Raw genomic sequence first — 23,055 nt, 5'->3', positions numbered from 1 at the left:
ACTAGAAACTGACCCGCACGGTGGCGAACACCTGGCGCGGGGCGCCTTGCTGCAGCGTCGTGTACGAGCCCGTGGGGTCGGCGTTGACGAAACCGCTGGTGCCGACTGAGGAATAGTAGCGCTTGTCAAACACGTTGGTGACGTTCAGCAGCACTTCCACACTCGTCTGCGGGACGCGGTAGCCGGCCGCCAGATCGAACACGGTCGAACTCTTGACCGGCGAGTCGTTCAGGTAGGTGTAGAAGCGCTCGCCTTGATAGTGGGCCGTGACCTTCGACCAGACCGTACCGTTGTCATAGGCCAATTCGGCGCCGCCGACGGTCTTCGGAGCGGCCACGACGCGTTTGCCCTTCGTCGCGATCGTCGCGCCGCCGAGCGGCGTGACGTCGTCGTCGTACTTGGCGTCGTTGTAGGCGAAGCTGCCGAACAGCGACCAGGCCGGCGCGAAGCGCCAGCTGATCGCCGTCTCCACGCCACGCGAGGTCACGCCGCCGACATTCTGCAGGACGTTCTGGTTGCCGACGATCGTGGCGCTGATCGAGGTGGCCAGCAGGCGGTTCTCGAAGGCGACGTCATAGGCGGTCACGGAGGCCAGCAGCCCATCCCTGGAATAGCGATAGCCGGCCTCCAGGGTGCGGGTCTTCTCGGGCTTCAGATCCTTGCGGATGTAGTCGAAGCCGGCCTGGGTGGTCGAGAAGGGGCCGCTGGATGCGGAGGCCACGAAAGCGGCCATATTGCGCGTGAAGCTGGCGAACATCTCATTGCGCTCGTCCAGGCGGTAGAGAATCCCGGCCGAGGGCAGGAAGTAGTCCCTGGCCTTGATCACGCCGTTGATCGGCGTGTTGCTGGTGATCGTCTCGGCTTCGTTGGTGACGTTCAGCGCCTTGAAGCCGGCGTTGACCCTCAGATTGTCGGTGACCGACCAGGTGTCGCCGATGTGGAACTGATAGGTCTTGGTGGTGAACTGATAGTCCCAGCGCGTGCGGAAGGGATTGTCGTAGAAGCGCTGGAAATTGGTCGGAGCAACGCCCTTGGTCAGGCCATAGAGATAGGCCGCCTGGTGAAAGTCGTTGTCCTCGTACCAGACGCCGGCATCCAGCTTGTGGTCACCCAAGGTATAACTCAGGCGACTGATCAGGCCGGCGCGGTCGATATCGTACCGCAGCGCTGAAACCGAGACCGGCGAGCCGCCATACGCCTCGGGTGTCGCGTCGTAGGGACTCGCATAGGTGCCGATGCCGTGATCGCGGTGGTAGTAGGCGGTCGTCGATCCCGACAGCGACGGCGTCAGGTCGTAGTCGAGCCGTTCATAGACCAGGGTGTCCTGCCGCACACCGCCGCCGTTGTAGTAGACGTCGTCGGCGTTGAGATACGGCGCGGGAACGGCGCCGCCGGTCTGCAGGGCGGTGGCCAGGGCTTCGGCCAGGGGGAAGTTGTCGCTGATGGTATCGACGTTCCAGCCCAGCCGGTTGACCAGGGCAAAGGACAAGTCCGCATAGTCGTCCTCGCGGCGGTCGGCGTAGTCGAGGAAGGTGGTCGAGCGCACGGCTTCGCCCAGCGGCTGGACGAACTTCACATTGATCTGCTCGATGTTTTGCTCGCCAGCGGCCTTCCACTTCTTGGTGTCCTGGCGCGCATAGGCGGCGTAGAGGCTGCCGCCTCCAGGTAGTCTGCCGGTGTTGAGCCGCGTGAACCCACGCCAGGTGCCGCCGCTACCGTAGGTGCCGGCCATATCGACGCCGAACTCGCCGGTCGGGTCGATGGAGGTAAAATCGATCGTGCCGCCGATATTGTTGGTCGAGGCCGTTCCCAGGGCGCCGCCGCCCTGGGACAGCGAGGTGGCGCCGTTGTTCTCGGTCAGCAGCGCGCGGCCGATGCTCAGGCCGTTGTTGTTGCGATACTGCATGTTGCCAAGCGGCAGGCCGTCCAGAGTGTAGCCCATCTGGTCGGTGGTGAACGAGCGGATGGTCACCTGTTGGGCCCACTCATAGGCGCCGAACGGGTCGGACGATGTGAAGTTGACGCCCGGGAGCTTGTTCAGCGCCGCAAGAGGTGAAGTGCCCGGGGCTAACTTGTCCAGTTCGGCCTTCGAGAGCGTCTGCATCTGGCGCGTGCGGCCGCGGCCCAGGACCACGACGTCATCGACCACCGCGCTCTCGGTCTGCACGAGTTGGGTGGGAGCCTCGACGAGCAGGTAAGAGCCGCCCGGCGTCGTTCGGACGTCCAGCCCAGACCCAGCCAGCAGACGGCGCAGTGCGGCATCGGCGGTGAAGCGACCCTTGAGGGGCCCGGCGGTTTTGCCGCTGACCTGCTCGGGGCGGAAGACGACATTGACCTGGGTCTGACGGCCGACGGCGGTCAGCGAACGCTCGAGAGACTGGGCGGGCAGGTCGAAGGCGTACTGGGCCTGGGCCTGGGCCGCTCCGGCCACCATCATCACCGAGACGGCCGCGCTGGCGAAAGCGGCGTGTTTGAAAGGCATCTGGATCCCCTGAAAACTGAAGAGGGCCTGCGCGACCCTCACAAGGGAAACGAAGTGTTTGCGGCGATCCGACATAAAGATTTCATGACGTCGGCGTCGGGGGGAGGCGGCGGCCGGACCTATCGCTGCAGGTCCAGACCATCCTCCCGAGGCACGGCCCTGAGCCCGTGGAGCTGGGCCGCGGCGGCGGCGAACTCGGCGGCCTGGTTGGTGGCGAAGACGCCGGAAATCCGCAGGCCCGAGACATCGGCGTCGACCGTGACCTTGATGGGCCCATAGCGATTCATCTCGTTGGCGGCCTCAGCCAGGGTGGCGCTTTCGAAGATCACTTCACCTTGTTCCCAGGCCGTCACCATCTCGATCGAAGGCGTGTCGAGCTGGGGCTGAGCCTGCGGCGCCACCTGCAGTCGTTGGCCCGGGGTCAGGGTCGCCAACACCCGCTTGGCGCCACGTGCGTCCGCGCCAGCGCCAGAGATTTGCACCTTGCCGCGCACAAGGGTCACCGAAACTCGATCGCCCTGCCGCCGCACCACGAATGCCGTGCCCAGAGCACGGATTTCCGTCGTCCCGGCCACGACGACGAACGGGTGGGCCGGATCGTGAGCGACGTCGAACGCCGCTTCCCCGCGATCCAGGCGGACCCGGCGCTCGGTCGCCGAATAGATCACCTTGGCGCGGCTGTCGGTGTTGAGTGTCAGGCGTGAGCCGTCCGCCAGGGTCATGGCGCGATGCTGCCCCTCTTCGGTGACATAGACCGACCCGCCCTTGATCACCATGATCCCGACCGCCGCCAGCACGCAGGCCGCCAGCCCCAGTCCGACCAGCGCGGGTCGGACCGCCGAGCGGCGAGGGGCGGAGCCTCGACTCGAGCGCGCAGGCGCTGAGTGCTGTGGCGACATCAACGCCGCCGCGCCGGGCAGGAACTCCCAGGTTTCGGTGACCTGCTGGAAGGCAAGCCGGTGCTCGGGATCCAGCGCCAGCCAGTCCTGTAGGGCCTGGCGGCTTTCCTCCACGCCGGTCTCGCGCTGGATGCGTGTCAACCAGACGGCGGCCTCCGCCCGAACGCGGTCGCGGCGCGATGCACTCGGTGTCACCATTGATCCATCCACTTCGTCAGCTCGACGGTCGCGCGCGCGACGTGCTTTTCCACCGCGGCGACGCTCATGCCTTCCTTCTCCGCGATCTGGGCGTAGCTGAGTCCCTCTATCCGGCGCGCCAACAGAAGTCTGCGTGTACGTTCGGGCAAGCGTTCCAATCCCTTGGCCGCGTGACGAAGCTTGGACCGCGCGCGGAGAATCTCGTCGGGAGCCGGCGTTTCATCAGCGATCAGCGGCGCGTCGTCGAGGTCGATGAAGGGTGCGGCCCGCCGGCGCCGCGCCGCGTCAATCGACAAGTTCACCGCAGCCACTACGACGCGACCTTCGGTGACGGGCGCCCCCTCGCGCCGCCCGAACGCCTCGACCCGCAAGAAGGCTTCCTGGACAAGATCGTCGGCGTCCTGCGCCATGACCCCGCGTCGGATGACCGCTCTGCGCGCTTTACGCAAAATTTGCTTCAACCCATTCATGGCCAGCCTGCGAATGCGCCCATCTCTGTAGACGAACGGGCGCGTCGAATCCGACATTTCGGTCCCAGTTTTATGACACTGACGTCCGCGAGGGCGGCGGCCCCTGGCGCCCATGAGGGCCTGCCGCCGCCACGGCGACCTGAACGTTCAGCCTCGCACATGCGCGAGAAAAGCCGCGCGGGATATCAAATGAATAGACTTAATCTTCGATGATCGAGTGGGAGTGAGGGGTGGTGGACATGGGTGAGGCGACTCTAGCGCCCCAGATAAAGGCGAACGGCCCGTAGCCCCATCACAGTAGGGCTCCATCTAGGCTTTGCATCTATCGGTGGGCAGAGCCGGGGCATGTGGCGTTACTTGTGTCGACCGACCCAGCGGCGCGTCCGCCCGGAGTAATGGACCCAGTCCGCGCCGAAGAGGGCCGCCAGGTGTCGTTCCTCGCGCCGGATGGCGAGGCGGTCGGTGGCGAAGGCGGCGACGGGGGCGGCCACGAAGAACCAGGCGTTGTCGAACAGGCCGCCGAGGCCGAGCAGCAGCAGCCCGTTGGCGAGATAGATCGGGTTGCGGCTCCAGGCGAAAGGACCGGTCGTGACCAGGGCGGTCGCCGCCCGGTGCGGCAGGATGTTGGCGCGCCGCCGCCGCATCTCCAGCATGGCCCAGAGGTCCAGGCCAAGGGCGAGGGCGACCAGGAGGCCGCCGGCTGTAAAGGCGCCGGGAAACAGCGGCGGCGGCGTCCATAGCGGCGCCGCGAGGAACGCGACAAGGACGGCCCCGCCCATGATGAGCGGCGGCCAGGGCCAGCGGTTCGGCGTCTGCGGGCTCATCCGCCGGCCAGCTTCAGGACGCCGCGCAGCAGATAGGCGATCACGCCCAGGACGCCCACGCCCAGCACCCAGAGGGCGACGAACCACAGGCCCTGCCGGAGCCCGCTTGTCGGATCACGGCGCATCAGTGGTAACCATCGTCGCCAACCTTGCCGCGGAACACCCAGTAGGCATAGGCGGTGTAGGCCAGGATGATCGGGATCAGGATCAGGGCGCCGACCAGCATGAACATCTGGCTGGAGGCCGGGGCGGCGGCCTGCCACAGGGTGATCTCGTCGGGCACGGCGTAGGGGAAGATGCTGACGCCCAGGCCCGCAAAGGTGACGGCGAACAGGCCCAGGGACAGCAGGAAGGGCCAGACCTCGCGCTTCTGGCGCATGGTCCAGAAGAATGCGGCCGCCAGAATCACGACCAGCAACGGCACTTGGGCCGTCAGCAGGACGCCGGGCCAGTCGAACCAGCGACGCGCGTATTCGCCGTCGAGGAAGGGCGTGGCCAGGCTGACCGCGCCGATCATCAGCAGGGTCGCCGGACCCAGCTTCCAGGCCTGGGAACGGGCGTGGGACTGGAGCGCGCCTTCCGTCTTCATGTTCAGCCAGGTGGCGCCCAGCAGGGCGTAGCCGACGACGACGGCGGCGCCGGTCAGCAGGCTGAAGGGACTGAGCCAGTCCCACCACCCGCCGCCATAGGCCCGGCCGGAAACCTCGACCCCCTGCAGAATGGCCCCCAGGGTCACGCCCTGGGAGAAGGCGGCCAGCAGCGAGCCGCCGAAGAAGGCCACGTCCCAGACCGGCTTGGCGCGCACCGTGCGCCAGCGGTATTCGAAGGCGACGCCCCGGAAGACCAGGCCCAGCAGCATGGCGATGATCGGCGTATAGACCGCCGGCATCAGCACGGCGTAGGCCAGTGGAAAGGCGGCGAACAGGCCCCCTCCGCCCAGGATCAGCCAGGTCTCGTTGCCGTCCCACACCGGGGCGATCGAGTTCATCGCCTTGTCGCGCTGATCGCCCGGCTTCAGCGTCGGGAACAGGATGCCGACCCCCAGGTCGAACCCGTCCATGACGATATAGGCGAAGACGGCGAAGGCCAGCAGACCGGCCCAGACCAGGGTCAGATCAATGTTCATGATCGGTCTCCTCACCGGTAGGGATCGGCCGGTCGGGGTCGATGGCGGGGGCGGGGGTGATGCCCGCCGTCCGGATCGGCGTTTCCGCCACGCCCGGCTCGCCCCGGTGCGGCGCATGGCTCATCAGGCGCAGGATGTAGAAGACCCCGGCGCCGAACACCGTGAAATAGACGACGGCGAAGGCGGCCAGGGAACTGGCGACCGCAGGGGCGTCCAGCGGCGCGGCGCTGTCGGCCGTGCGCAACAGGCCATAGACCGTCCAGGGCTGACGCCCCACCTCTGTGGTGATCCAGCCGGCCAGAACCGCGACGAAGCCCATCGGCCCCATGACGAGGGCGAACCGGTGGAGCCAGGGCGCGTCGTAGAGACGTCTGCGCAGGCGAGCATAAAGGCCCCACAGGCCCAGCAGCAGCATGGCCATGCCCAGGCCCACCATGACGCGGAAGGACCAGAAGACGATCTCCACCGGCGGCCAGTCGGCGCGATCGATGGTGTCCAGGCCGGCCAGGGGCGCGTTCGGGTCGTGCTTCAGGATCAGGGACGACAGCTTGGGAATCTCGACTGCGCCGTGGACGGTGGCGGCCTCGCGGTCAGGCAGGCCGAACAGGATCAGGGGGGCGCCGTCCGGGTGGCTTTCGAAATGGCCTTCCATCGCCATGACCTTGGCAGGCTGATGCTCCAGCGTGTTCAGCCCGTGCATGTCGCCGATGAAGATCTGGACCGGGGCGGCGACCAGGATCATGCCCGTGGCCATGGCGAACATCTTGCGCGCGCCCTTGTTGGTCCGCTCTTTCAGCAGGTGCCAGGCGCCGACCGCGCCGACCACCAGGCCAGTGGTCAGATAGGCCGCCAGCAGCATGTGGGCGAGGCGATAGGGGAAGGAGGGATTGAAGACGATCTTGAACCAGTCGGCCGGCACGAACTGGCCCACGTCGTTGATGGCGTAGCCCTGGGGCGTCTGCATCCAGCTGTTGACCGACAGGATCCAGAAGGCGGAGGCGAAGGTGCCGATGGCCACCATCAGGGTCGCCAGGAAGTGCAGCTTCTTGCCCACCCGCTTCAGGCCGAACAGCATGACGCCTAGGAATCCGGCCTCGAGGAAGAAGGCGCTGAGCACCTCATAGGCCATCAGGGGGCCGATGACGGGACCGGCCTTGTCGGAGAAGACCGACCAGTTGGTGCCGAACTGATAGGACATCACCAGGCCCGAGACGACGCCCATGCCGAAGGCGACGGCGAAGATCTTCAGCCAGTAGTTGAACAGGTTCAGATACAGGTCACGGCCGGTCTTCAACCAGAGCCCTTCCAGCACGGCCAGATAACTGGCCAGGCCGATGGAGAAGGCCGGGAAGACGATGTGGAAGGCCACCGTGAATGCGAACTGCATTCGGGCCAGAATGAGAGCGTCGAACTCCATGATCCTATCCTATGAAACCAGGCCGAGCGCGTCGATGCTCCGGTACAGCATGTATACGGCGACGACGAAGATCAGGATTGCGAACACGGTGTTCAGGACGCCCTTTTGTCCTGACAGACTCTTGGCCAGGCGTGCGCCCAACAGCCCGCCCAGGACGCCGCCGCCGATGAAGATCGCCGCCAGGGGCCAGTCCACCCAGCCGTCCAGCGCATAGTTGAAGGCCGTGGTCAGGCCAAAGGCCGTCACGCCGACCAGCGAGGAGCCGACGGCGTAATAGATGGGCATACGGGTCGAGACCATCAGGCTGGGCACGATCAGAAACCCGCCGCCGATGCCGAAGAAGCCGGACATCACCCCGGTCAGGACGCCGGTTCCGATCAGCTTCGGCGCATTGCCCGGCGTCAGAACCACATCGGGGTCGCCGGCGGCCGAGCGGCCCCTCAGCATCAGCGCCCCGACTATCAGCATCAGGACGGCGAAAAGGGCCAGCAGCTTCTGGCCGTCCACCGCCTTGCCCAGGGTCGAGCCCAGGACGGCGCCGAGGACGCCAGCCAGGGCGAACAGGCCGGCGATCTTCCATTTCACAGTGCCGTGTCGGGCGTGGTTCAGCAGGTTGGCGAAGGCGTTGGCGGCCACGGCGAAGGCGCTGGTGCCGATGGCGAGGTGGGGATCCTTGACCCCGACCAGATAGACGATCAGCGGCACGGCCAGGATGGACCCGCCCCCGCCGACCAGACCCAGGCTGAAACCGACCAGCGAACCCGCGCCGGCGCCGAGGCCGTATTGAAGAGGGGAAAGATCCATGGGGTCAGCGCGCGCCTTCCAGGCGTGGACGAAGCGCCGACAGGTCGTAACCGACCGCCTGGGCGCGTTGGATCAGGCGGTCGGCTTCGTCGGCCGCGCGGGCGAGCGCCCACAGGGTGGTGGTGCGCGTACCGGTGCGGCAAAAGCCGAACACAGGCCGGGGCAGGGCGTCGAGGGTCCGGCGGAAGGCCGCCACATCGGCGTCGGATATGGCGCCGCCGACCACGGGCACATGGGCGAACGCCAGGCCGACGGCCTCGGCGGCCTGGCGGAATTCGGCTGCGCTGGGCTGATCGGGCTCTTCGCCGTCGGGCCGGTTCGAGATCACGGATCGAAAGCCCTGGGCCGCGACGGCGGCCAGGTCCTGCAAGGCGATCTGGGGGGAGGCCGAAAGGGCGTCGTCCAGCGGGCGGATATCCATCGCTCGGTCTTCCTGCTTGCGGATCGGGTTCAGGTCTTGCGGCTCGGGTCGGCCGGCGCGCTGAAGGTTCACAGCGCGTTCAGCGGGACCTTGAGGTAGCGAACCCCGTTGGCCTCGGGCTCCGGCGGGCGTCCGCCGTTCATGTTGACCTGAACCGACGGCAGGATCAGCCGGGGCATGGGCAGGGTGGCGTCGCGTTGGGTGCGCATGGCCACGAACGCGTCCTCGGAGACGCCGTCGCGAATGTGGATATTGCCGGTGCGCTGGGCGCCGATGGTGGTCTCCCAGGCGAATTCATCGCGGCCGGGCGGCGCCTTGTAGTCGTGGCACAGATAGACCCGCGCCTCATCCGGCAGGGCGGTCAGGCGATGGATCGAGCGATACAGGGTCCGGGCGTCGCCGCCGGGGAAGTCGCAGCGCGCCGTGCCATAGTCCGGCATGAACATGGTGTCGCCGGGAAAGACCGCATCGCCGATCACATAGGCCAGGCAGGCGGGCGTGTGGCCCGGCACATGCAGCGCCATGGCCTGCAGCCCGCCGATGCGGAACCGGTCGCCGTCATTGAACAACTGGTCGAATTGGCTGCCGTCGCGGCGGAATTCGGTTCCCTCGTTGAAGATCTTGCCGAATACGGCCTGGACAGTGAGAATTTCGTGGCCGATGGCGAGCCGGCCGCCCAGTTTTTCCTGCAGATAGGGTGCGGCCGACAGGTGGTCGGCGTGGGCGTGGGTCTCCAGCAGCCACTGCACCTGGAGATCTTCGGACTTCACGTAGTCAATCAGGGCGTCGGCGGAGGCGTTCGAGGTTCGGCCGGAAGCCGGTTCGTAGTCGAGCACGCTGTCGATGATGGCGCAGACCTTGGAGCCGGGGTCGCGCACCACATGGCTGACCGTAAAGGTCGCTTCGTCAAAAAAGGACTTCACAACAGGACGTTGCGTGGCGTCCGCCAGGGCGGCGCGCACGACTTCAGCGGCCTGTTCACGGATGGGGTCTTGGGGGTGCGAGGACATGGGGACGTCTCCGTTGGGCGTTCATATATAGATATATTCATACTTGGCGCAAGTATGTATTTCGGCATGGCGAAGCGGCCTGAAGGTCGGTAGATTCCGCCTCTTGGATTCGTCTTAGGCCGCCCATGTGAGCTCCTTTCGCGTCCGGGAAAGGGAGGGCCGGACCGCTGTCGCGGTCCGGCCGGCGTCCGATCAGGCGGCTTTCGGGGCGTCGGGGAGCTCGCGCGTCGAGAAGTACCAGTCGGTGTAGTCGTAGCCTTCGGAGGCGCGGGCCTCAGCCGCCGCGGCGGTCTTGGGCGGGGGCACGATGGCCGGCTGGCCCGGGCGCCAGTCTTCCGGGGTCGCCACGCCATTGGCGTCCGACGTCTGGATGGCGGTCAGCAGTCGGACGAACTCGTCGATGCTGCGGCCGTTGCTCATGGGGTAATAGACCATGGCGCGAAGCTTGCCTTCCGGATCGATCAGGAAGGTCGCGCGAACGGCTGAGGTGTCGGCCGCGCCCGGATGGATCATCCCATAGGCCTGGCCCACCTCCATCTTCAGGTCCTCGATGATGGGGAAGGGGATTTCGACGCCGAACTTCTCCTTGATGTTCCGGGTCCAGGCCAGGTGGGAGAAGATGCTGTCGATCGATAGTCCCAGAAGGTCGCAGTTCATCGCGGCGAACTCATCCGCGTGCTTCGCGAAGCCGATGAACTCGGTCGTGCAGACCGGGGTGAAGTCGGAGGGGTGGGAAAAGAGAATGAGCCATTTGCCGCGATAGTCGGCCAGGCAGCGATCCCCGTGGGTCGTGCGGGCGTGGAAGTCGGGGGCGGGTTCGTTGAGGCGGGGAAGTCTGGTCATGTGATGTCTCCTTCAGACATCCTGATCAACACTTATATACATAGTTACACAAACTAATAGTTTTTATCCGCCTGAAAGGTTCAGCCTATGACCCCCGTCAATTGACGATCAGCGCATAGCCCGCCTGTTGATGGTGAATCACCGTCATCAGGGCGGCGAGATCGACGGTCACGCCCGGCTCGAGTTCGGCTTCCGTGACGCCGTGGCCCGCCATGGCCTGGCCGCACAGGCGCACCTGAACGCCGGCGGCGAGAAGGGCGCGGATCAGGGCGCTGTTGAGATTGGCGTCGCCCTTGCCGCGCGCGGCCCAGGCGGCGTCGGACAGGACCGCAGTCGTGGCGGCGCCGTGCAGGACGACCACGATCTGACGATGGTCGGCGTCGACGCCGCCCGCCGCCAGCATATTCGTCAGCCGCGCGACGCGATCCGGCTGTTCGCCCGCCTCCTCGGGGCGATGTCGGTGGTCGTGACGACTAGGCCCAGTTCGGTCAACTATACGCCCTCAATGGCATCGACCTTCAGGGCGTTCATGATCGGGACCAGCGCCTCGCACCGGCTGATCACGGCGACCCGCGCCTGCCGTCGAAGGTGTCCGCCAAACCGTCAGCGCGTAGTCGAATAGACCCCGACGAAGTCGTCATTTCCAACGTGAACGGCTATCACTTGGCCGGATTCGAGCAGACCCCGTTCGAAGGGGCGGCGGTCGAAGACTTGGAATCGGATGTCGGTTTCGGGCCTGACTTTCGTCGTGTAACGGTAAAGACCTGGGTCGGAGCCGTCGGGTGCGAGCCGCACGGCGACGTCGTTGGCGCCTAGGAAATCGCCCCAGAGCCACAATGACCCGGCGGCGCCCTCGGGACGACGAATGGTCAGAGTGATGGTCGTCGGTTCTTGATAGGCGGCTTGGGCGAAGGTCGCCGCAGGGGTCGGTTCCCCGTCGCGTCGCCAGTCGAAGTAGGTCGCGTTCTCCCAGTTGGATCCCTGACCCCAGCGGGTCGAGCAGTCGGTAGAGACCCAAGCCGGTTCCCAATAGACGACACCCACGCCGCCAGCGAACTTCACCCGCTGGGTCAGATCGACCATGTACTGGCGCTGGCCCTCGTAGGTGGCGGGATAGCCGGGCAAGAGTGAGTCCTCGCCCAGCAGGTTCGGGGAATCGTCCGCCGAGTCCGTGGTGAACGGATAGGCGGTCTCGACCACAACCACCTCCGCCGGATAGCGATGGCGCAGACGATTGATCGTCTGCTCCAGTCCGTCCAGGCCCTGGGTCGACCATTTGCGATAATAGCTGACGCCGATCAGGTCGAAGTCGGTGACTCCGTGCTTCCAGGCGTCGGCGAACCAGGGTTCGACGTTCTCGGGCTGGGCGATGTGCAGCATGACCAAAGGCTGGATGCTGGACTGGGCGCCGGCGTCGCGTACGGCCTTGATCCCGGCGTTGAACAGGGCGGCGTTGCGTTCCCAGTTGATGCCGGGGCGGGCGGTCTTCCAGTCGAGCTCGCCCATCATTTCGGGGTTGGTTTCATTGCCGACCTGAACCTGGTCCGGCATCAGGCCTTCGGCGTCGAGCGTCCGAAGGGTCTGGAAAGTGTAGTCATAAAGAGCCTGGGCCAGGGCCGGCGTGTCGTCGCGCATCGACCGCCAGGCCTTGGGCACGATCTGCTTGTCCCCGTCGGCCCAGTCGTCCGAATAGTGGAAGTCGAGCAGAACCTCCATTCGGGCCGCGCGGGCGCGGCGGATGGTTTCGCGCACATCGTCCAGGTCGCTGTAGTTGGTCCATTCGGCGTCGTTCCAGATCCGGACCCGCACCAGATTGGTCCCCATTTCGGCGAACAGGCCATAGGGATCGCGGGCCTGACCGTCCTTGCGATAGATCGCGCCGCAGTCCTCCATCTCGTTCACATAGGACAGGTCGGCGCCGAAATAGAAGGGCGCCGGCTGGCCCGCCTGCTGGGCTTGCGCGGGCAAGGCCATCAGGGCGGCGAAGGCGGGAAGGAGGATGCGGCGGATCTTCATGGGCGATTCCGTAGGCTTGAGGTGCGACGCGGGGTCAGTAGCGGAAGGTGGCGTCGAGGCTGAACCGGCGACCGAAGCGGGTGTTGCTGGCCAGACGGTTCTCGTCGTTGTCGTAGTAGGTGTTGACCTCTTCATCGGTCAGGTTGCTGGCTTGGAAGCGTACGCCCAGGTTCGACGTCACCTGGTAGGAGGCGCTGAAGTCCAGGGTGGATTCGTTGTCCAGCGTGCGCAGCGCAGACCCGTCCCAGCCGCTGATGACGGTGAAGGGGCTGTGGTACTTGTAGCCCAGCCGGCTCTCGAACTTGCCGTCGGAGTACCAGAGGTCGACCGTCGCCGTCTCGCGGGCCAGGCCGGTCGACTCCAGCGGGTTGTTGGCCGGCGAGAACTCCTTCACGTCGGAATCGACATAGGCGAAGTTGGCGTAAACGCCGAAATTCTCGAGCGCCGGGATAAAGCGGAACGGCGTCTGGAAGGTCAGCTCGATGCCGCTGATGCCGCCGCCGTCGCCGTTGAACGGACCGGTGACATTGTAGGTCACGCCGTCGATGGTCACCGGCTGGGTGAAGTAGCCGATGTGGGTCTCGACGTCCTTGTAGTAGGCGGCGGCGGCGAACAGGGCTTCCGGCGCGAAATACCACTCGTAGGACAGGTCGACCTGGTTGGCGATGTAGGGGGTCAGGTTCGGGTTGCCGGCCGAGCCTGTGGGCGGAGGGCTGGTGTTGAACAGGGTGCGGCCGGCGCGCAGTTCATCCAGCGGCGGACGCGCCAGGGTCCGGGCCAGGCCAAACCGCAGCTGTTGGTCTTCGGCCAGGGCCAGGGTCAGGTTCAGGCTGGGCAGAAGTTCGAAATAGTCATTGTCGATCGAGATCGGCGTCAGGGCTCCGCTGTTGACGGATTCATAGCCGTTGCTGGTGGTCTCGGTCTGAACCGCACGCATGCCGACGTTGCCAGTGACGGGCAGGCCCGCGAAGTCGCCGGCGAAATCGACCTTCACATAGGCCTCGAACACCGTTTCATCGACGGACCATCCCGAGGCCTCGTCCACGGCGTCTGCGGGCTGGACGAAGCCGCCGTAGGCCGCCTGGGCCACAGCGTCGAAATCGCCGTTCAGGAAGCCCGGGGTGTCGAAGTCGGAGACGGTGAAGCTGCTGAGCAGCGACGAGGGAAGGGTGGCGACGATCGGCGCCTGGTTCCACAGCAGTCGCTCGTAGGCCTTCGACCGGTCAGAGGCGCGGACGCCGAAGGAGGTCTTGGTGACGCCCGTCTCGCCGCCGTAGTGGGCGACGTCGAACTGGGCCGACGTCAGTTCGTCCGTCAGCTTGCCGCCGTCCGCCTGGCCGGGGACATAGTCAAACAGCGGCTGGAAGCTGGGGTCTGACGTATCATAGCTGGCGAAGGCCGACGGCGTCCGGCCCGGCGTCATGTCGACGCCGGCGAGCGCCGGATAGTGTTCGGTGAAGATCGCGCGCCAGAGGTTCTCGCGCTCGGCCTTCGAATAGGCGACGTCGCCGGTCAGGGTCCAGGCGCCCGACATCCACTTGCCGTTCAGCCCCGTGGCCAGCAGCGTCTTGTCCTCGACGTATTTGGCGATGACGTTGGTGACCGAGGCGAATGGCAGCGTGGCGGCGACCACTGTGCCGTCGATGATGGTGTAGGAGGCGGCCGGATCGCCGTAGGCCCAGCCGGAGGCGCCGGCAAAGTTCGAGTAGGTGTTGTTCCTGCCGTACCAAATCTGGTTCTGGTCCTCGTCGATTTCGACCTTCGAATAGAGGGCGTCCATGTTCAGTTCGAACTGGTCGGACGGCTTCCATTGCAGGGCGCCGTTTACGCCGTTGCGGGTCTCGGTCAGGCGTTTGACCTGGGTCTGGGCGCCCCAGAAGGTCGCGTCCAGATCGCCGTCGCCGTCGATATCGCCGGGCGATCCGCCCGTATCTTCGTCGTTCCAGCCCCAGCCCTCGAAGGTCGAATAGCCGTTCTTCTGCTCCTGGTGGGTCACACCCAGGTTGACGCCGAGGGTATCGGTAAGCCGATGGGTAAGGCTGGCGCTGAAGCGCGAACCCAGCGGATCATAGTCAGGCAGGTCCTCGCCGCCCTCGTAATAGACCGCGCCGGCGGTGCCGACGAAGCTGGGGCCGCGATAGTCCAGCGGGCGGATGGTGCGGATGTTGATGGTGCCGGCGATGCCGCCGGAAATCAGGTCGGCCGACTGGGACTTGTAGACCTCGACGCCCGAGACGACCTCCGACGGATAGATTTCCCAGCGGACGTTGCGGTCCGGCTCCGACGAGGCGACCTCGCGGCCGTTGACGAGGCCCAGCACCAGGCGCGGGCCGAGGCCCCGGATCGAGGCCTGGCTTTGGTTGCCGCGGTCGCGCGTGCCGTTGACGCCGGGAAGACGCACCAGCTCTTCGGCGATGGTCACGTTCGGCAGTTGGCCGATGTCCTCGGAGGAGATGGCCTCGACCACCAGGTCAGAGCGGCGCTTGACGCCGATCGCGTCGCGCAGCGAGGCGCGGATGCCGGTGACGACAACCTCGTCGACCTGGGCGGCGTCGTCGGTGGCGGGGGCCTCCTGGGCCCAGACGGGGGCTGCGGCGAGAAGGGCGGCCAGCGATACGCTGGCGGCGGCGATGGTCTTGCGATTGGCGGTCATTAGAAACTCCCCCTGTGCTCGCCTGATTTTCAGGTCGATAGTTTGGTGTTGCGGGCGTCGAGACGAAGCACGGCGGGCCGCAGCCCGTCGGCCCGCGCGGTGACGGTGATGGGGCCGCCTTTGCGGCCCGTCTGGACGATGGCCTGGGCCAGTCCGTTGAACAGATGTCGGCGGTCGCTGCGATCCGGCTCGTGGCTGACAGGATCGCCGTTGCCGACGCCGATGACCCGGGCGTCGCCCGCAACCTCGAAGGCGACAAGGTCGTTGGCGCGCGGACAGGGTCGGCCACGGGCGTCCACGACGCTGGTGGCGATCATGGCCACGTCCTCGCCGTCGGCAGTCAATCGTTGACGATCAACGGACAGACGCAGAGCCGCCGGGGCGCCGGCGGTCTCGCGACGCTGGGTCGAGACTAGGTGACCATTCTTGTACCCGCGCGCCTCCAGCACGCCCGGCGCATAGGGGACGGACCAGGCCAGGTGACGATTGCGTTCGACGGTCTTCGCTCCGACCGAGCGGCCGTTCACGAACAGTTCGACGCGATCCAGGTTGGAATGGACCCAGACCTCGATCTCCTCGCCTTCGCGCCCTTCCCAATTCCAGTGCGGGAACAGGTGCAGCAGCGGTTCGGGCCGCCACCAGGCGCGGTAGTACCAGTAATTGTCCTTCGGGAAGCCGCAGGAGTCCATGGCGCCGAAGTAGGAGCCGACGCTGGGCCAACGGCTGTAGGGCGTCGGTTCGCCGCGATAGTCGAAGCCGGTCCAGATGAAGCCGCCGGCGATATAGGGGCGCTCAGCCGCAATGGTCCACCATTCCTCGGCGGTCGAGGCCCACCAGGGGTGTTCGCGGTCATAGGCGGGGACGATGTGCCGGGCCGCGTCCAGCACATATTCGCCCCGGGTCGAGACCGTGCTGCCCGTCTCGCTGCCGAGGATGGGCTGATCTGGGAAGCGGGCGTGATAGCCCTCCATCTGGGGGGTGCGATAGTTGAAGCCCAGAACGTCGACGACGCGCGATACGCCGGTGTCGAAGTCCTGGTCCTTTGCGGCCGTGACGGGGCGGGACGGGTCCAGGCGGTTGACCAGCCGCTTCATGGTGCGGGCGATGGCGGCGCCGGTTTCGTTGCCCTGGATCGCCTGTTCTTCATTGCCGATCGACCAGGCGATGACCGAGGGTCGGTTGCGGTCGCGCCGCACCAGGGTGGCCAGCTCTGTCATGGACTCTTCGTCGGAGGACATACGCCGCGTCTCGGCGATGACCAGCATTCCCAGCCGGTCGCAGGCGTCCATCAGCTCCGGCATGGCCGGATTATGCGAGGCGCGATAGGCGTTGCAGCCCATGGCCTTCAGCTGTTCGATCCGCCAATCCTGGAGCCGATCCGGGATGGCGGCGCCGACGCCGGCGTGGTCCTGGTGACAGCAGGCGCCGAGCAGTTTCAGCGGTTGTCCATTGAGCAGGAAGCCGCGTTGGGCGTCGAAGACCGCGGACCGGACGCCGAAGGGCGTCTCGATCCGGTCGACCACGACGCCGTCGATCTCGATTTCGGTGGTCAGCCGATGGAGCTGGGGATCGGCGGGCGACCACAGGGGAGCAACGTCCCAGGCCAGGGCCAGGTCGGCGTTTTCGTTCCTCCAGGGCGCCAGCGACAGCATGACTTCCCGTCGCGCCTTCTCCAGGCCGTTCGGCGCCACGACGACGGTACGCACCGTCGCCGTGCGAGACGAGTCCGACTGGTTGCGCACGGCCGCCTCGACCGTCGCCCGTGCACCCGAACCCTGCGGCTCCGCCCGGATGAACACGCCGTCGGGGGGCACATGGACCGGGTTCGCCGCCGTCAGCCAGACATGTCGGTAAAGACCCGCGCCTTCATAGAACCAGCCCTCGCCCAAGCTGGCGTCCACACGGACGGTCAGCCAGTTGGGGCGGCCGGGTTGCGCCACGTCGGTGATGTCGATGCGGAAGGGCGAATAGCCGCCGGCATGCTCGTCGACGATGATCCCGTTGACGAAGACCGCGACCTGGCGGAACGCGCCGTCGAACTCCAGTCCGATGCGGCGGCCGGCCCAGTCGGCCGGGATGTCCAGGGGGCGTCGGTACCACCCGACGCTGTTCTCGGGATGGTCGCGGCCCAGGGCGTGGAACCCATGCGCGGCGCGGGGATCGTCCTGATCGGGCGCCAGGATGCGAGGCGTGGAATCGTAGGGCAGGTCGATCGCCCAGTCGTGCGGAATCTGGACGTCGGTCCAGGCGGAATCGTCGAAGTCCGCCTTCGCCGCCTCGGCGATGGGGGAGGTCTCGGAGCCGCCCGTTTTGGCGTAGGTGCGTTGATCTCGACCGAAGCCGAAATCCTTGTCGATGTCCGCCGCGTGGCCGAGAGCGAACTTCCAATCGAACGCCAGCTTGATGCGTCGTCGGGTCTCGGGCGTCGCCGCCAAGGCCGGGGTTGAGGGAAGAATCGCCGCCACAGCCGCCGCCGTTGCGCCCTGCATCAGGGCGCGCCGATCCACGCGTGAAACTAGTAGATCTTCGCGATCCAACGCGACGCCTCCCTGAAACCCTCAGGCCTGTTGCCGGCCCTTGAGTTCAGGAAACCGGCTAGGCCGACTTCTGTCAATGAAATAATTTTTACAGGCGATGTTGATCGTGCTCAGTGGCTGTCGCGAGGCAGACCGAACCTGTCGACGATCCGGTGGTATTTGACCGCCGGTTCCAGCACGGCGCCGGTCTCCAACTGACCGACCACCGCGCGCTGCATTTCCTGCCACGGCGTCTGGGAGGCCGGGTATTTGTAGCCGCCCGCCGCCTCGAACGTCTTGCGGCGCTCGGCCAGTTCCTCGTCCGAGATCAGGATGTCGGCGCGGCCGGTGTTCATGTCGATCCGCACCCGGTCGCCGGTCTTCAGCAGGGCGATGTTCCCGCCCGCCGCCGCTTCCGGCGAGGCGTTCAGGATCGACGGCGAACCGGAGGTGCCCGACTGGCGTCCGTCGCCGATACAGGCCAGGGCGCTGACGCCCTTCTTGATCAGGTAGGACGGCGGCCGCATGTTCACGACCTCGGCCGCGCCCGGATAGCCGATGGGGCCGGCGCCGCGCATGAACAGCAGGGTTTGTTCGGTGACGCCCAGGCTCTCGTCGTCGATCCGGTGGTGATAGTCCTCGGGCCCATCGAACACGACGGCAGGGCCCTCGAAGGCGTTCAGGTCATCGGGGTTGGACAGATAGCGTTCGCGGAACTCGGGTGAGATCACGCTCAGCTTCATGATGGCCGAGTTGAACAGATTGCCGGTGAAGACGACGAAGCCGGCGTCGGTCTTCATCGGGGCGTCGAAGGTCTTGATCACATCGGGCAGGACGATCTCGGCGTCGCGGCAATTGTCGCCGATCGACTTGCCGGTGACAGTCAGGGCGTTCTCGCGGATCAGCCCCTGTTTCATCAGCTCTGACACCACCGCCGGCACGCCGCCGGCGTGGAAATAGTCCTCGCCCAGATAGGCGCCGGCGGGCTGCAGATTGACCAGCAGCGGAACGTGCAGCCCCTCAGTCTGCCAGTCCTTCAGCGGCACGTCGACATGGGCGTGGCGGGCCAGGGCGGTGAGGTGGATCGGGGCGTTGGTCGAGCCGCCGATGGCCGAGTTGACGACGATGGCGTTGTGGAAGGCCTCTCTCGTCAGGATGTCTGACGGCTTCAGATCTTCGCGCACCATCTCGACGATCCGTAGCCCGGTCTCATAGGCGACCTGGGCGCGCTCGCGGTAGGGGGCGGGAATGGCGGCCGAGCCGGGCAGCGACATGCCCAGGGCCTCGGCCAGCGAGTTCATCGTCGTCGCCGTGCCCATGGTGTTGCAGTAACCGACCGACGGAGCCGAGGACGCCACCAACTCGATGAAGCCGTCATAGTCGATCTCGCCGGCCGCCATCATCTGGCGCGCCTTCCAGATGATCGTGCCCGACCCGGTACCCTCGCCCCGGTGCCAGCCGTTCAGCATGGGTCCGACCGACAGGGCGATGGCGGGGATGTCGACGGTCGCCGCCGCCATCAGGCAGGCGGGCGTGGTCTTGTCGCAGCCGATGGTCAGGACGACCCCGTCCAGCGGATAGCCGTACAGGCTCTCGACCAGCCCCAGATAGGCCAGGTTGCGGTCCAGGCCGGCGGTCGGGCGCTTGCCGGTTTCCTGGATCGGGTGAACTGGGAACTCCATGGCGATGCCGCCCGCCTCACGGATGCCTTCACGCACGCGCTCGGCCAGCACCAGGTGGTGGCGGTTGCACGGCGACAGGTCCGAACCGGTCTGGGCGATGCCGATGATCGGCTTGTCGGACTGCAGCTCTTTGCGCGTCAGGCCGTAGTTCAGATAGCGCTCAAGATAGAGGGCCGTCATGTCCGGATTTTCCGGATTGTCGAACCAGGCGCGGCTGCGGAGCGTCTTGGAGGGGGGAGGGGTCTTTGAGGTATCGGTCATTCAGGTCCAGCCGCCGTCGACGACATAGTGTTGGTTGGTGATTGCTCCCGCCTCGTCCGAACACATGAAGACGACCACTTTGGCGATGTCGTCCGGCACGAGTCGGCGCTTGAGGCACTGGTTGGCGTAGATTTCCTTTTCGGTCTCTGGCGTGACCCACAGCTCCAACTGGCGCTCGGTCATGATCCATCCAGGCGCGACAGCGTTCACCCGCACGCCGAAGGGGCCGAAGTCGCGGGCCAGCGAACGGGTCAGCCCAATCACGGCGGACTTGCACGCCGTATAGGCCGGCATGCCGCCCTGACCGATGATCCATGACGTGGATCCCAGATTGACGATGGCGCCCTTGCCCGTCGCCTGCATGTCCGGCAGCACGGCCTGGGCGGCGAAGAACAGGTGCTTCAGGTTCATGGCCATGCGGCCGTCCCAGTATTCCTCGGTCACGTCCAGGGTCGCATGACGTTCGTCATGGGCGGCGTTGTTGACCAGAACGTCGATCAGCCCGAACGCTGCGCGCACTTCCGCGACCGCAGCCTTCAAGGCCGGAATGTCGGTCAGGTCGCAGGGAATGAACAATGTGTCCGCCCCCAACTCGGCCCGAAGCCTGGGTCCGCGTTGTGTGTCGATATCCAGGAAGCCGACCCGGGCGCCCTGGGCGTGGAAGCTGCGGACTATGGCTTCGCCTATCCCCCCCGCGCCTCCGGTGACGATGACGGTCTTGTCCTTCAGATCAGGATAGATGGCGGCCATGATAGAGCGCGCCTCCTCGACGCCCGCCGTTTATCCGGCGACTTGTGAGATTTTACAAATGAAACCTGTGCCGTCCACGAAAATGGCAATAGCCACTGGCCCTGTCAACGGTGGACTGTCCTGGCTCTCAGGCTTGGGAGACGGCGCTCATCTGCCCGGAGATCGCTGTGGCCGTCCGCACCAGCAGGGTCGCTGCCTCCGCCTTGCTGCACACCATGGGCGTCTGTTCGATGAAGGGCGTGATCAGGGTGGCGATGACGCCGTCCGAGCCCATGATCGGGGCGACCAGATCGGTCACGCCGACGACGAAATCGCTGGCCCGCTCGACATGCGCCCCCTGGGTCATGGCGTCGGCGCGTTCGGCGAACTCGGCCACCACCGCCGCTCCGAACAGGGCGACGAGACGGTCGTGCAGATATTTGCGCGCTCGCTCGTTGGCGCGCGAATAGAACATCAGCCCCGAGGTGGCGTCCAGAATGCTGCGGCGATAGCCGATCCGGACCGAATAACCCAGATCTCCGGGGCTCTCGATCCGGGCGATGACCACGATCTGGTCACCGGAGGGTACGACGAGATGGCAGGATTGTCGCGTAGTGGACGCCAGGTCACGCATGGCCGGCATGGCGACGTCGACCAGCGATTTGATCGGGGCCTGGGTCATGCCCAGGGTGAAGAGGCGGTTGGTCAGCCGATAGCCGTCCGGCGACTGTTCGATATAGCCTCGGAACTCCAGCACCTGGATCATCCGGAACAGTTCGCTGACCGAACGCCCCAGCGTCACCGACATCTGCGATGGCGTCATGGGTTCGCCCTGGGCCGACAGAAGCTCGAGGACGTCGAGCCCCTTCTCGAGCGCCGGGGCGCGGTATTTGCGATCGTCGGTGGAAGCTTGGCCAGTCATGAGAATCCTGTCGGAAGATGGATAGGCTACCGGGGCTCCCTGATCGGGTGAAGCCTTCGAAGGACACCGACCCTAACATTGTCGCCCGTGAAATGTTTACGCATATATAAAAAGCCGTTGCAGCCCGCCCGCGCCTCCCTTAGGCTTTTGCGGAAGCCCGAACCAAAAGGGCACGATAGTTGGGGGAAATGCACATGACGCTCGCGGGCATCGATCTGGCCATTCTGGCGATCTACGCCGTCTTCATCTTCGGCCTGGCCCAGTGGGTCTCGCGGACCAAGGCCGGCGAGCAGAAGACCTCCACCGACTATTTCATGGCGTCCAAGAGCCTGCCCTGGTGGGCCATCGGCGCCTCGCTGATCGCGGCCAACATCTCGGCCGAACAGATCATCGGCATGAGCGGATCGGGCTATGTGATCGGCCTGGGCATCGCCTCCTATGAATGGATGGCGGCCCTGACCCTGCTGATCGTCGGCAAGTTCTTCCTGCCGATCTTCCTGCGCAACGACATCGTCACCATGCCGCAGTTCCTGCAGCAGCGGTACGGGCCGACGATCCGCAACGTCATGGCCGTCTTCTGGCTGCTGCTCTACGTTTTCGTCAACGTGACCTCGATCCTGTGGCTGGGCGCCATCGCCGTCCACACCGTGACCGGCTTCAACCAGGATTACGCCATCGTCGCCATCGGCGTCTTCGCCCTGGCCTATCAGCTGTGGGGCGGCCTCAAGGCCGTGGCCCTGACCGACATCGTGCAAGTCGCCCTGCTGGTCTGCGGCGGTCTGATCATCGGCTTCATCGCCCTGTCGACCATCGGCGGCGAGGGCGGCGCGGCGGCCGGCTTCCACACTCTGCTGACCCAGTTCCCCGAGAAGTTCGACATGATCCTGTCGAAGGACAATCCGCACTATCAGGAGCTGCCGGGCATCGCCGTTCTGCTGGGCGGCCTGTGGGTCATGAACATCAGCTACTGGGGCTTCAACCAGTACATCATCCAGCGCGCCCTGGCCGCCAAGTCGCTGCCGGAAGCCCAGAAAGGCATCGCCTTCGCCGCCTATCTGAAGCTGCTGATGCCGGTGATCGTGGTCCTGCCCGGCATGGCCGCCCTGATCCTGGCCCCGAACCTGTCGGCGCCGGACCAGGCCTATCCGTCGATGATGAATCTGCTGCCGGTCGGTCTGAAGGGTCTGGTCTTCGCCGCCCTGATCGCCGCCATCATCGCCTCTCTGGCGTCCAAGGTGAACTCGATCTCGACCATCTTCACCCTGGACCTCTACGCCAAGATCAAGAAAGACGTGCCCGAGCACCAGCTGGTCACGGTCGGCCGCATCGCCGCCGTCGCCGCCGTGGTCATCGGCATCCTGACCGCCCGTCCCCTGTTGGGCGGGTTTGATCAGGCCTTCCAGTTCATCCAGGAGTTCACGGGCTTCTTCACCCCGGGCATCGTCGTCATCTTCATGCTGGGCCTGTTCTGGAAGCGGGCCTCGGAAGCCGGCGCCCTGACCGCCGCCATCGGCTCGGTGGTGCTGTCGGCCATCTTCTGGTGGCTGCAGGAGACCGGCCAGTTCATCTTCCCCTTCATGAACCGGGTCGGCGTCGTCTTCGTCGTCTCCCTGGTCGCGGCCGTGGTCGTGTCGCTGCTGATCCCGGCCAAGCCAGACGCCATGAAGATCAAGCTGGACCAGATCAGCTACAAGACCTCGCTGGGCTTCAATCTGGCCGCGGTCGGCGTCGTGGCCTTCCTGATCCTGGTCTATTCGATCTGGTGGTGATCGCTCATTGTAT

At 65.8% G+C, this 23,055-nt stretch carries 19 protein-coding genes; 1 reads left to right on the top strand and 18 read right to left on the bottom strand.

Going from position 1 to position 23,055, the window contains the following annotated elements; all coding sequences use genetic code 11:
• Window position 1: 1 nt before the first annotated feature.
• The 18 genes from ER13_RS00400 to ER13_RS00315 form a co-directional block, all read right to left on the bottom strand.
• The gene (locus ER13_RS00400; protein ID WP_231492414.1) at window positions 2-2,482 is read right to left on the bottom strand and encodes a TonB-dependent receptor; all 2,481 of its coding nucleotides are present in this window, start codon (window positions 2,480-2,482) and stop codon (window positions 2-4) included.
• 119 nt (window positions 2,483-2,601) lie between these two features.
• Window positions 2,602-3,579: a FecR family protein gene (locus tag ER13_RS00395; RefSeq protein ID WP_035305158.1), complete on the bottom strand. Its 978-nt coding sequence runs from the start codon at window positions 3,577-3,579 to the stop codon at window positions 2,602-2,604.
• A complete protein-coding gene (locus ER13_RS00390) occupies window positions 3,573-4,106 on the bottom strand; it encodes an RNA polymerase sigma factor (protein WP_231492412.1) in 534 nt (177 codons plus the stop codon). Before ER13_RS00390 ends, ER13_RS00395 begins: the two co-directional genes overlap by 7 nt.
• Window positions 4,107-4,402: 296 nt before the next feature.
• Window positions 4,403-4,873 carry an isoprenylcysteine carboxylmethyltransferase family protein gene (locus ER13_RS00385; protein ID WP_035305156.1) on the bottom strand — a complete coding sequence of 157 codons (471 nt, stop codon included), beginning with the start codon at window positions 4,871-4,873 and terminating at the stop codon, window positions 4,403-4,405.
• Window positions 4,870-4,998 carry a hypothetical protein gene (locus tag ER13_RS19155; RefSeq protein ID WP_008263036.1) on the bottom strand — a complete coding sequence of 43 codons (129 nt, stop codon included), beginning with the start codon at window positions 4,996-4,998 and terminating at the stop codon, window positions 4,870-4,872. The genes ER13_RS00385 and ER13_RS19155 overlap by 4 nt, the downstream gene beginning before the upstream one ends.
• Complete coding sequence (gene cydB / locus ER13_RS00380; protein ID WP_035305154.1) at window positions 4,998-5,999, bottom strand: cytochrome d ubiquinol oxidase subunit II; 1,002 nt, start codon at window positions 5,997-5,999, stop codon at window positions 4,998-5,000. The genes ER13_RS19155 and cydB overlap by 1 nt, the downstream gene beginning before the upstream one ends.
• On the bottom strand, window positions 5,989-7,416 hold the full coding sequence (locus ER13_RS00375; protein ID WP_008260641.1) for a cytochrome ubiquinol oxidase subunit I: 1,428 nt from the start codon (window positions 7,414-7,416) through the stop codon (window positions 5,989-5,991). The genes cydB and ER13_RS00375 overlap by 11 nt, the downstream gene beginning before the upstream one ends.
• 9 nt (window positions 7,417-7,425) lie before the next feature.
• The gene (locus ER13_RS00370; RefSeq protein ID WP_008263346.1) at window positions 7,426-8,220 is read right to left on the bottom strand and encodes a sulfite exporter TauE/SafE family protein; all 795 of its coding nucleotides are present in this window, start codon (window positions 8,218-8,220) and stop codon (window positions 7,426-7,428) included.
• 4 nt (window positions 8,221-8,224) lie between these two features.
• Entirely contained in the window at window positions 8,225-8,713 is a 489-nt protein-coding gene (locus ER13_RS00365) for a TIGR01244 family sulfur transferase (RefSeq protein ID WP_230307482.1), read from the bottom strand.
• Entirely contained in the window at window positions 8,710-9,651 is a 942-nt protein-coding gene (locus tag ER13_RS00360) for an MBL fold metallo-hydrolase (RefSeq protein ID WP_035305147.1), read from the bottom strand. The genes ER13_RS00365 and ER13_RS00360 overlap by 4 nt, the downstream gene beginning before the upstream one ends.
• Window positions 9,652-9,843: 192 nt before the next feature.
• Entirely contained in the window at window positions 9,844-10,494 is a 651-nt protein-coding gene (locus tag ER13_RS00355; protein WP_035305144.1) for a peroxiredoxin, read from the bottom strand.
• Window positions 10,495-10,591: 97 nt separating this feature from the next.
• Window positions 10,592-10,897: a DsrE family protein gene (locus ER13_RS00350; RefSeq protein WP_008258730.1), complete on the bottom strand. Its 306-nt coding sequence runs from the start codon at window positions 10,895-10,897 to the stop codon at window positions 10,592-10,594.
• Between the two features lie 200 nt (window positions 10,898-11,097).
• Window positions 11,098-12,510 carry an arabinogalactan endo-1,4-beta-galactosidase gene (locus ER13_RS00340; RefSeq protein WP_081836051.1) on the bottom strand — a complete coding sequence of 471 codons (1,413 nt, stop codon included), beginning with the start codon at window positions 12,508-12,510 and terminating at the stop codon, window positions 11,098-11,100.
• A 34-nt stretch (window positions 12,511-12,544) separates the two neighbouring features.
• Window positions 12,545-15,163 (bottom strand): TonB-dependent receptor, encoded by a 2,619-nt coding sequence (locus ER13_RS00335; RefSeq protein WP_035305138.1) that lies wholly within the window; start codon window positions 15,161-15,163, stop codon window positions 12,545-12,547.
• Between the two features lie 29 nt (window positions 15,164-15,192).
• The gene (gene galA, locus ER13_RS00330) at window positions 15,193-17,652 is read right to left on the bottom strand and encodes a beta-galactosidase GalA (protein ID WP_035305273.1); all 2,460 of its coding nucleotides are present in this window, start codon (window positions 17,650-17,652) and stop codon (window positions 15,193-15,195) included.
• 158 nt (window positions 17,653-17,810) lie between these two features.
• Complete coding sequence (locus tag ER13_RS00325) at window positions 17,811-19,622, bottom strand: IlvD/Edd family dehydratase (RefSeq protein ID WP_035305136.1); 1,812 nt, start codon at window positions 19,620-19,622, stop codon at window positions 17,811-17,813.
• The gene (locus tag ER13_RS00320) at window positions 19,623-20,372 is read right to left on the bottom strand and encodes an SDR family NAD(P)-dependent oxidoreductase (protein WP_035305134.1); all 750 of its coding nucleotides are present in this window, start codon (window positions 20,370-20,372) and stop codon (window positions 19,623-19,625) included. It abuts the gene before it with no gap.
• A gap of 127 nt (window positions 20,373-20,499) precedes the next feature.
• Entirely contained in the window at window positions 20,500-21,273 is a 774-nt protein-coding gene (locus ER13_RS00315; RefSeq protein ID WP_035305131.1) for an IclR family transcriptional regulator, read from the bottom strand.
• Between the two features lie 194 nt (window positions 21,274-21,467).
• Here ER13_RS00315 and ER13_RS00310 point away from each other — a divergent pair, with 194 nt between their 5' ends.
• Window positions 21,468-23,042 carry a sodium/sugar symporter gene (locus ER13_RS00310; RefSeq protein WP_035305271.1) on the top strand — a complete coding sequence of 525 codons (1,575 nt, stop codon included), beginning with the start codon at window positions 21,468-21,470 and terminating at the stop codon, window positions 23,040-23,042.
• Window positions 23,043-23,055: the final 13 nt, after the last annotated feature.

Source organism: Brevundimonas sp. EAKA (assembly GCF_000698025.1).
Classification (GTDB): domain Bacteria; phylum Pseudomonadota; class Alphaproteobacteria; order Caulobacterales; family Caulobacteraceae; genus Brevundimonas; species Brevundimonas mediterranea_A.
Note: the sequence above shows the minus strand (reverse complement) of the source record. Positions and strands in the feature narration are given on the sequence as shown.

Bases quoted from the DNA above. Each gene is read 5' to 3' on its own strand.
- ER13_RS00370 (WP_008263346.1), bottom strand. From the start codon at position 8,220: ATGGATCTTTCCCCTCTTCAATACGGCCTCGGCGCCGGCGCGGGTTCG.
- ER13_RS00310 (WP_035305271.1), top strand. From the start codon at position 21,468: ATGACGCTCGCGGGCATCGATCTGGCCATTCTGGCGATCTACGCCGTC.
- ER13_RS00350 (WP_008258730.1), bottom strand. From the start codon at position 10,897: ATGCTGGCGGCGGGCGGCGTCGACGCCGACCATCGTCAGATCGTGGTC.
- ER13_RS00315 (WP_035305131.1), bottom strand. From the start codon at position 21,273: ATGACTGGCCAAGCTTCCACCGACGATCGCAAATACCGCGCCCCGGCG.
- ER13_RS00340 (WP_081836051.1), bottom strand. From the start codon at position 12,510: ATGAAGATCCGCCGCATCCTCCTTCCCGCCTTCGCCGCCCTGATGGCC.
- ER13_RS00400 (WP_231492414.1), bottom strand. From the start codon at position 2,482: ATGCCTTTCAAACACGCCGCTTTCGCCAGCGCGGCCGTCTCGGTGATG.
- ER13_RS00325 (WP_035305136.1), bottom strand. From the start codon at position 19,622: ATGACCGATACCTCAAAGACCCCTCCCCCCTCCAAGACGCTCCGCAGC.
- galA (WP_035305273.1), bottom strand. From the start codon at position 17,652: ATGCAGGGCGCAACGGCGGCGGCTGTGGCGGCGATTCTTCCCTCAACC.
- ER13_RS00335 (WP_035305138.1), bottom strand. From the start codon at position 15,163: ATGACCGCCAATCGCAAGACCATCGCCGCCGCCAGCGTATCGCTGGCC.
- ER13_RS00320 (WP_035305134.1), bottom strand. From the start codon at position 20,372: ATGGCCGCCATCTATCCTGATCTGAAGGACAAGACCGTCATCGTCACC.
- ER13_RS00375 (WP_008260641.1), bottom strand. From the start codon at position 7,416: ATGGAGTTCGACGCTCTCATTCTGGCCCGAATGCAGTTCGCATTCACG.
- ER13_RS00355 (WP_035305144.1), bottom strand. From the start codon at position 10,494: ATGACCAGACTTCCCCGCCTCAACGAACCCGCCCCCGACTTCCACGCC.
- cydB (WP_035305154.1), bottom strand. From the start codon at position 5,999: ATGAACATTGATCTGACCCTGGTCTGGGCCGGTCTGCTGGCCTTCGCC.
- ER13_RS00390 (WP_231492412.1), bottom strand. From the start codon at position 4,106: ATGTCGGATTCGACGCGCCCGTTCGTCTACAGAGATGGGCGCATTCGC.
- ER13_RS00360 (WP_035305147.1), bottom strand. From the start codon at position 9,651: ATGTCCTCGCACCCCCAAGACCCCATCCGTGAACAGGCCGCTGAAGTC.
- ER13_RS00385 (WP_035305156.1), bottom strand. From the start codon at position 4,873: ATGAGCCCGCAGACGCCGAACCGCTGGCCCTGGCCGCCGCTCATCATG.
- ER13_RS19155 (WP_008263036.1), bottom strand. From the start codon at position 4,998: ATGCGCCGTGATCCGACAAGCGGGCTCCGGCAGGGCCTGTGGTTCGTC.
- ER13_RS00395 (WP_035305158.1), bottom strand. From the start codon at position 3,579: ATGGTGACACCGAGTGCATCGCGCCGCGACCGCGTTCGGGCGGAGGCC.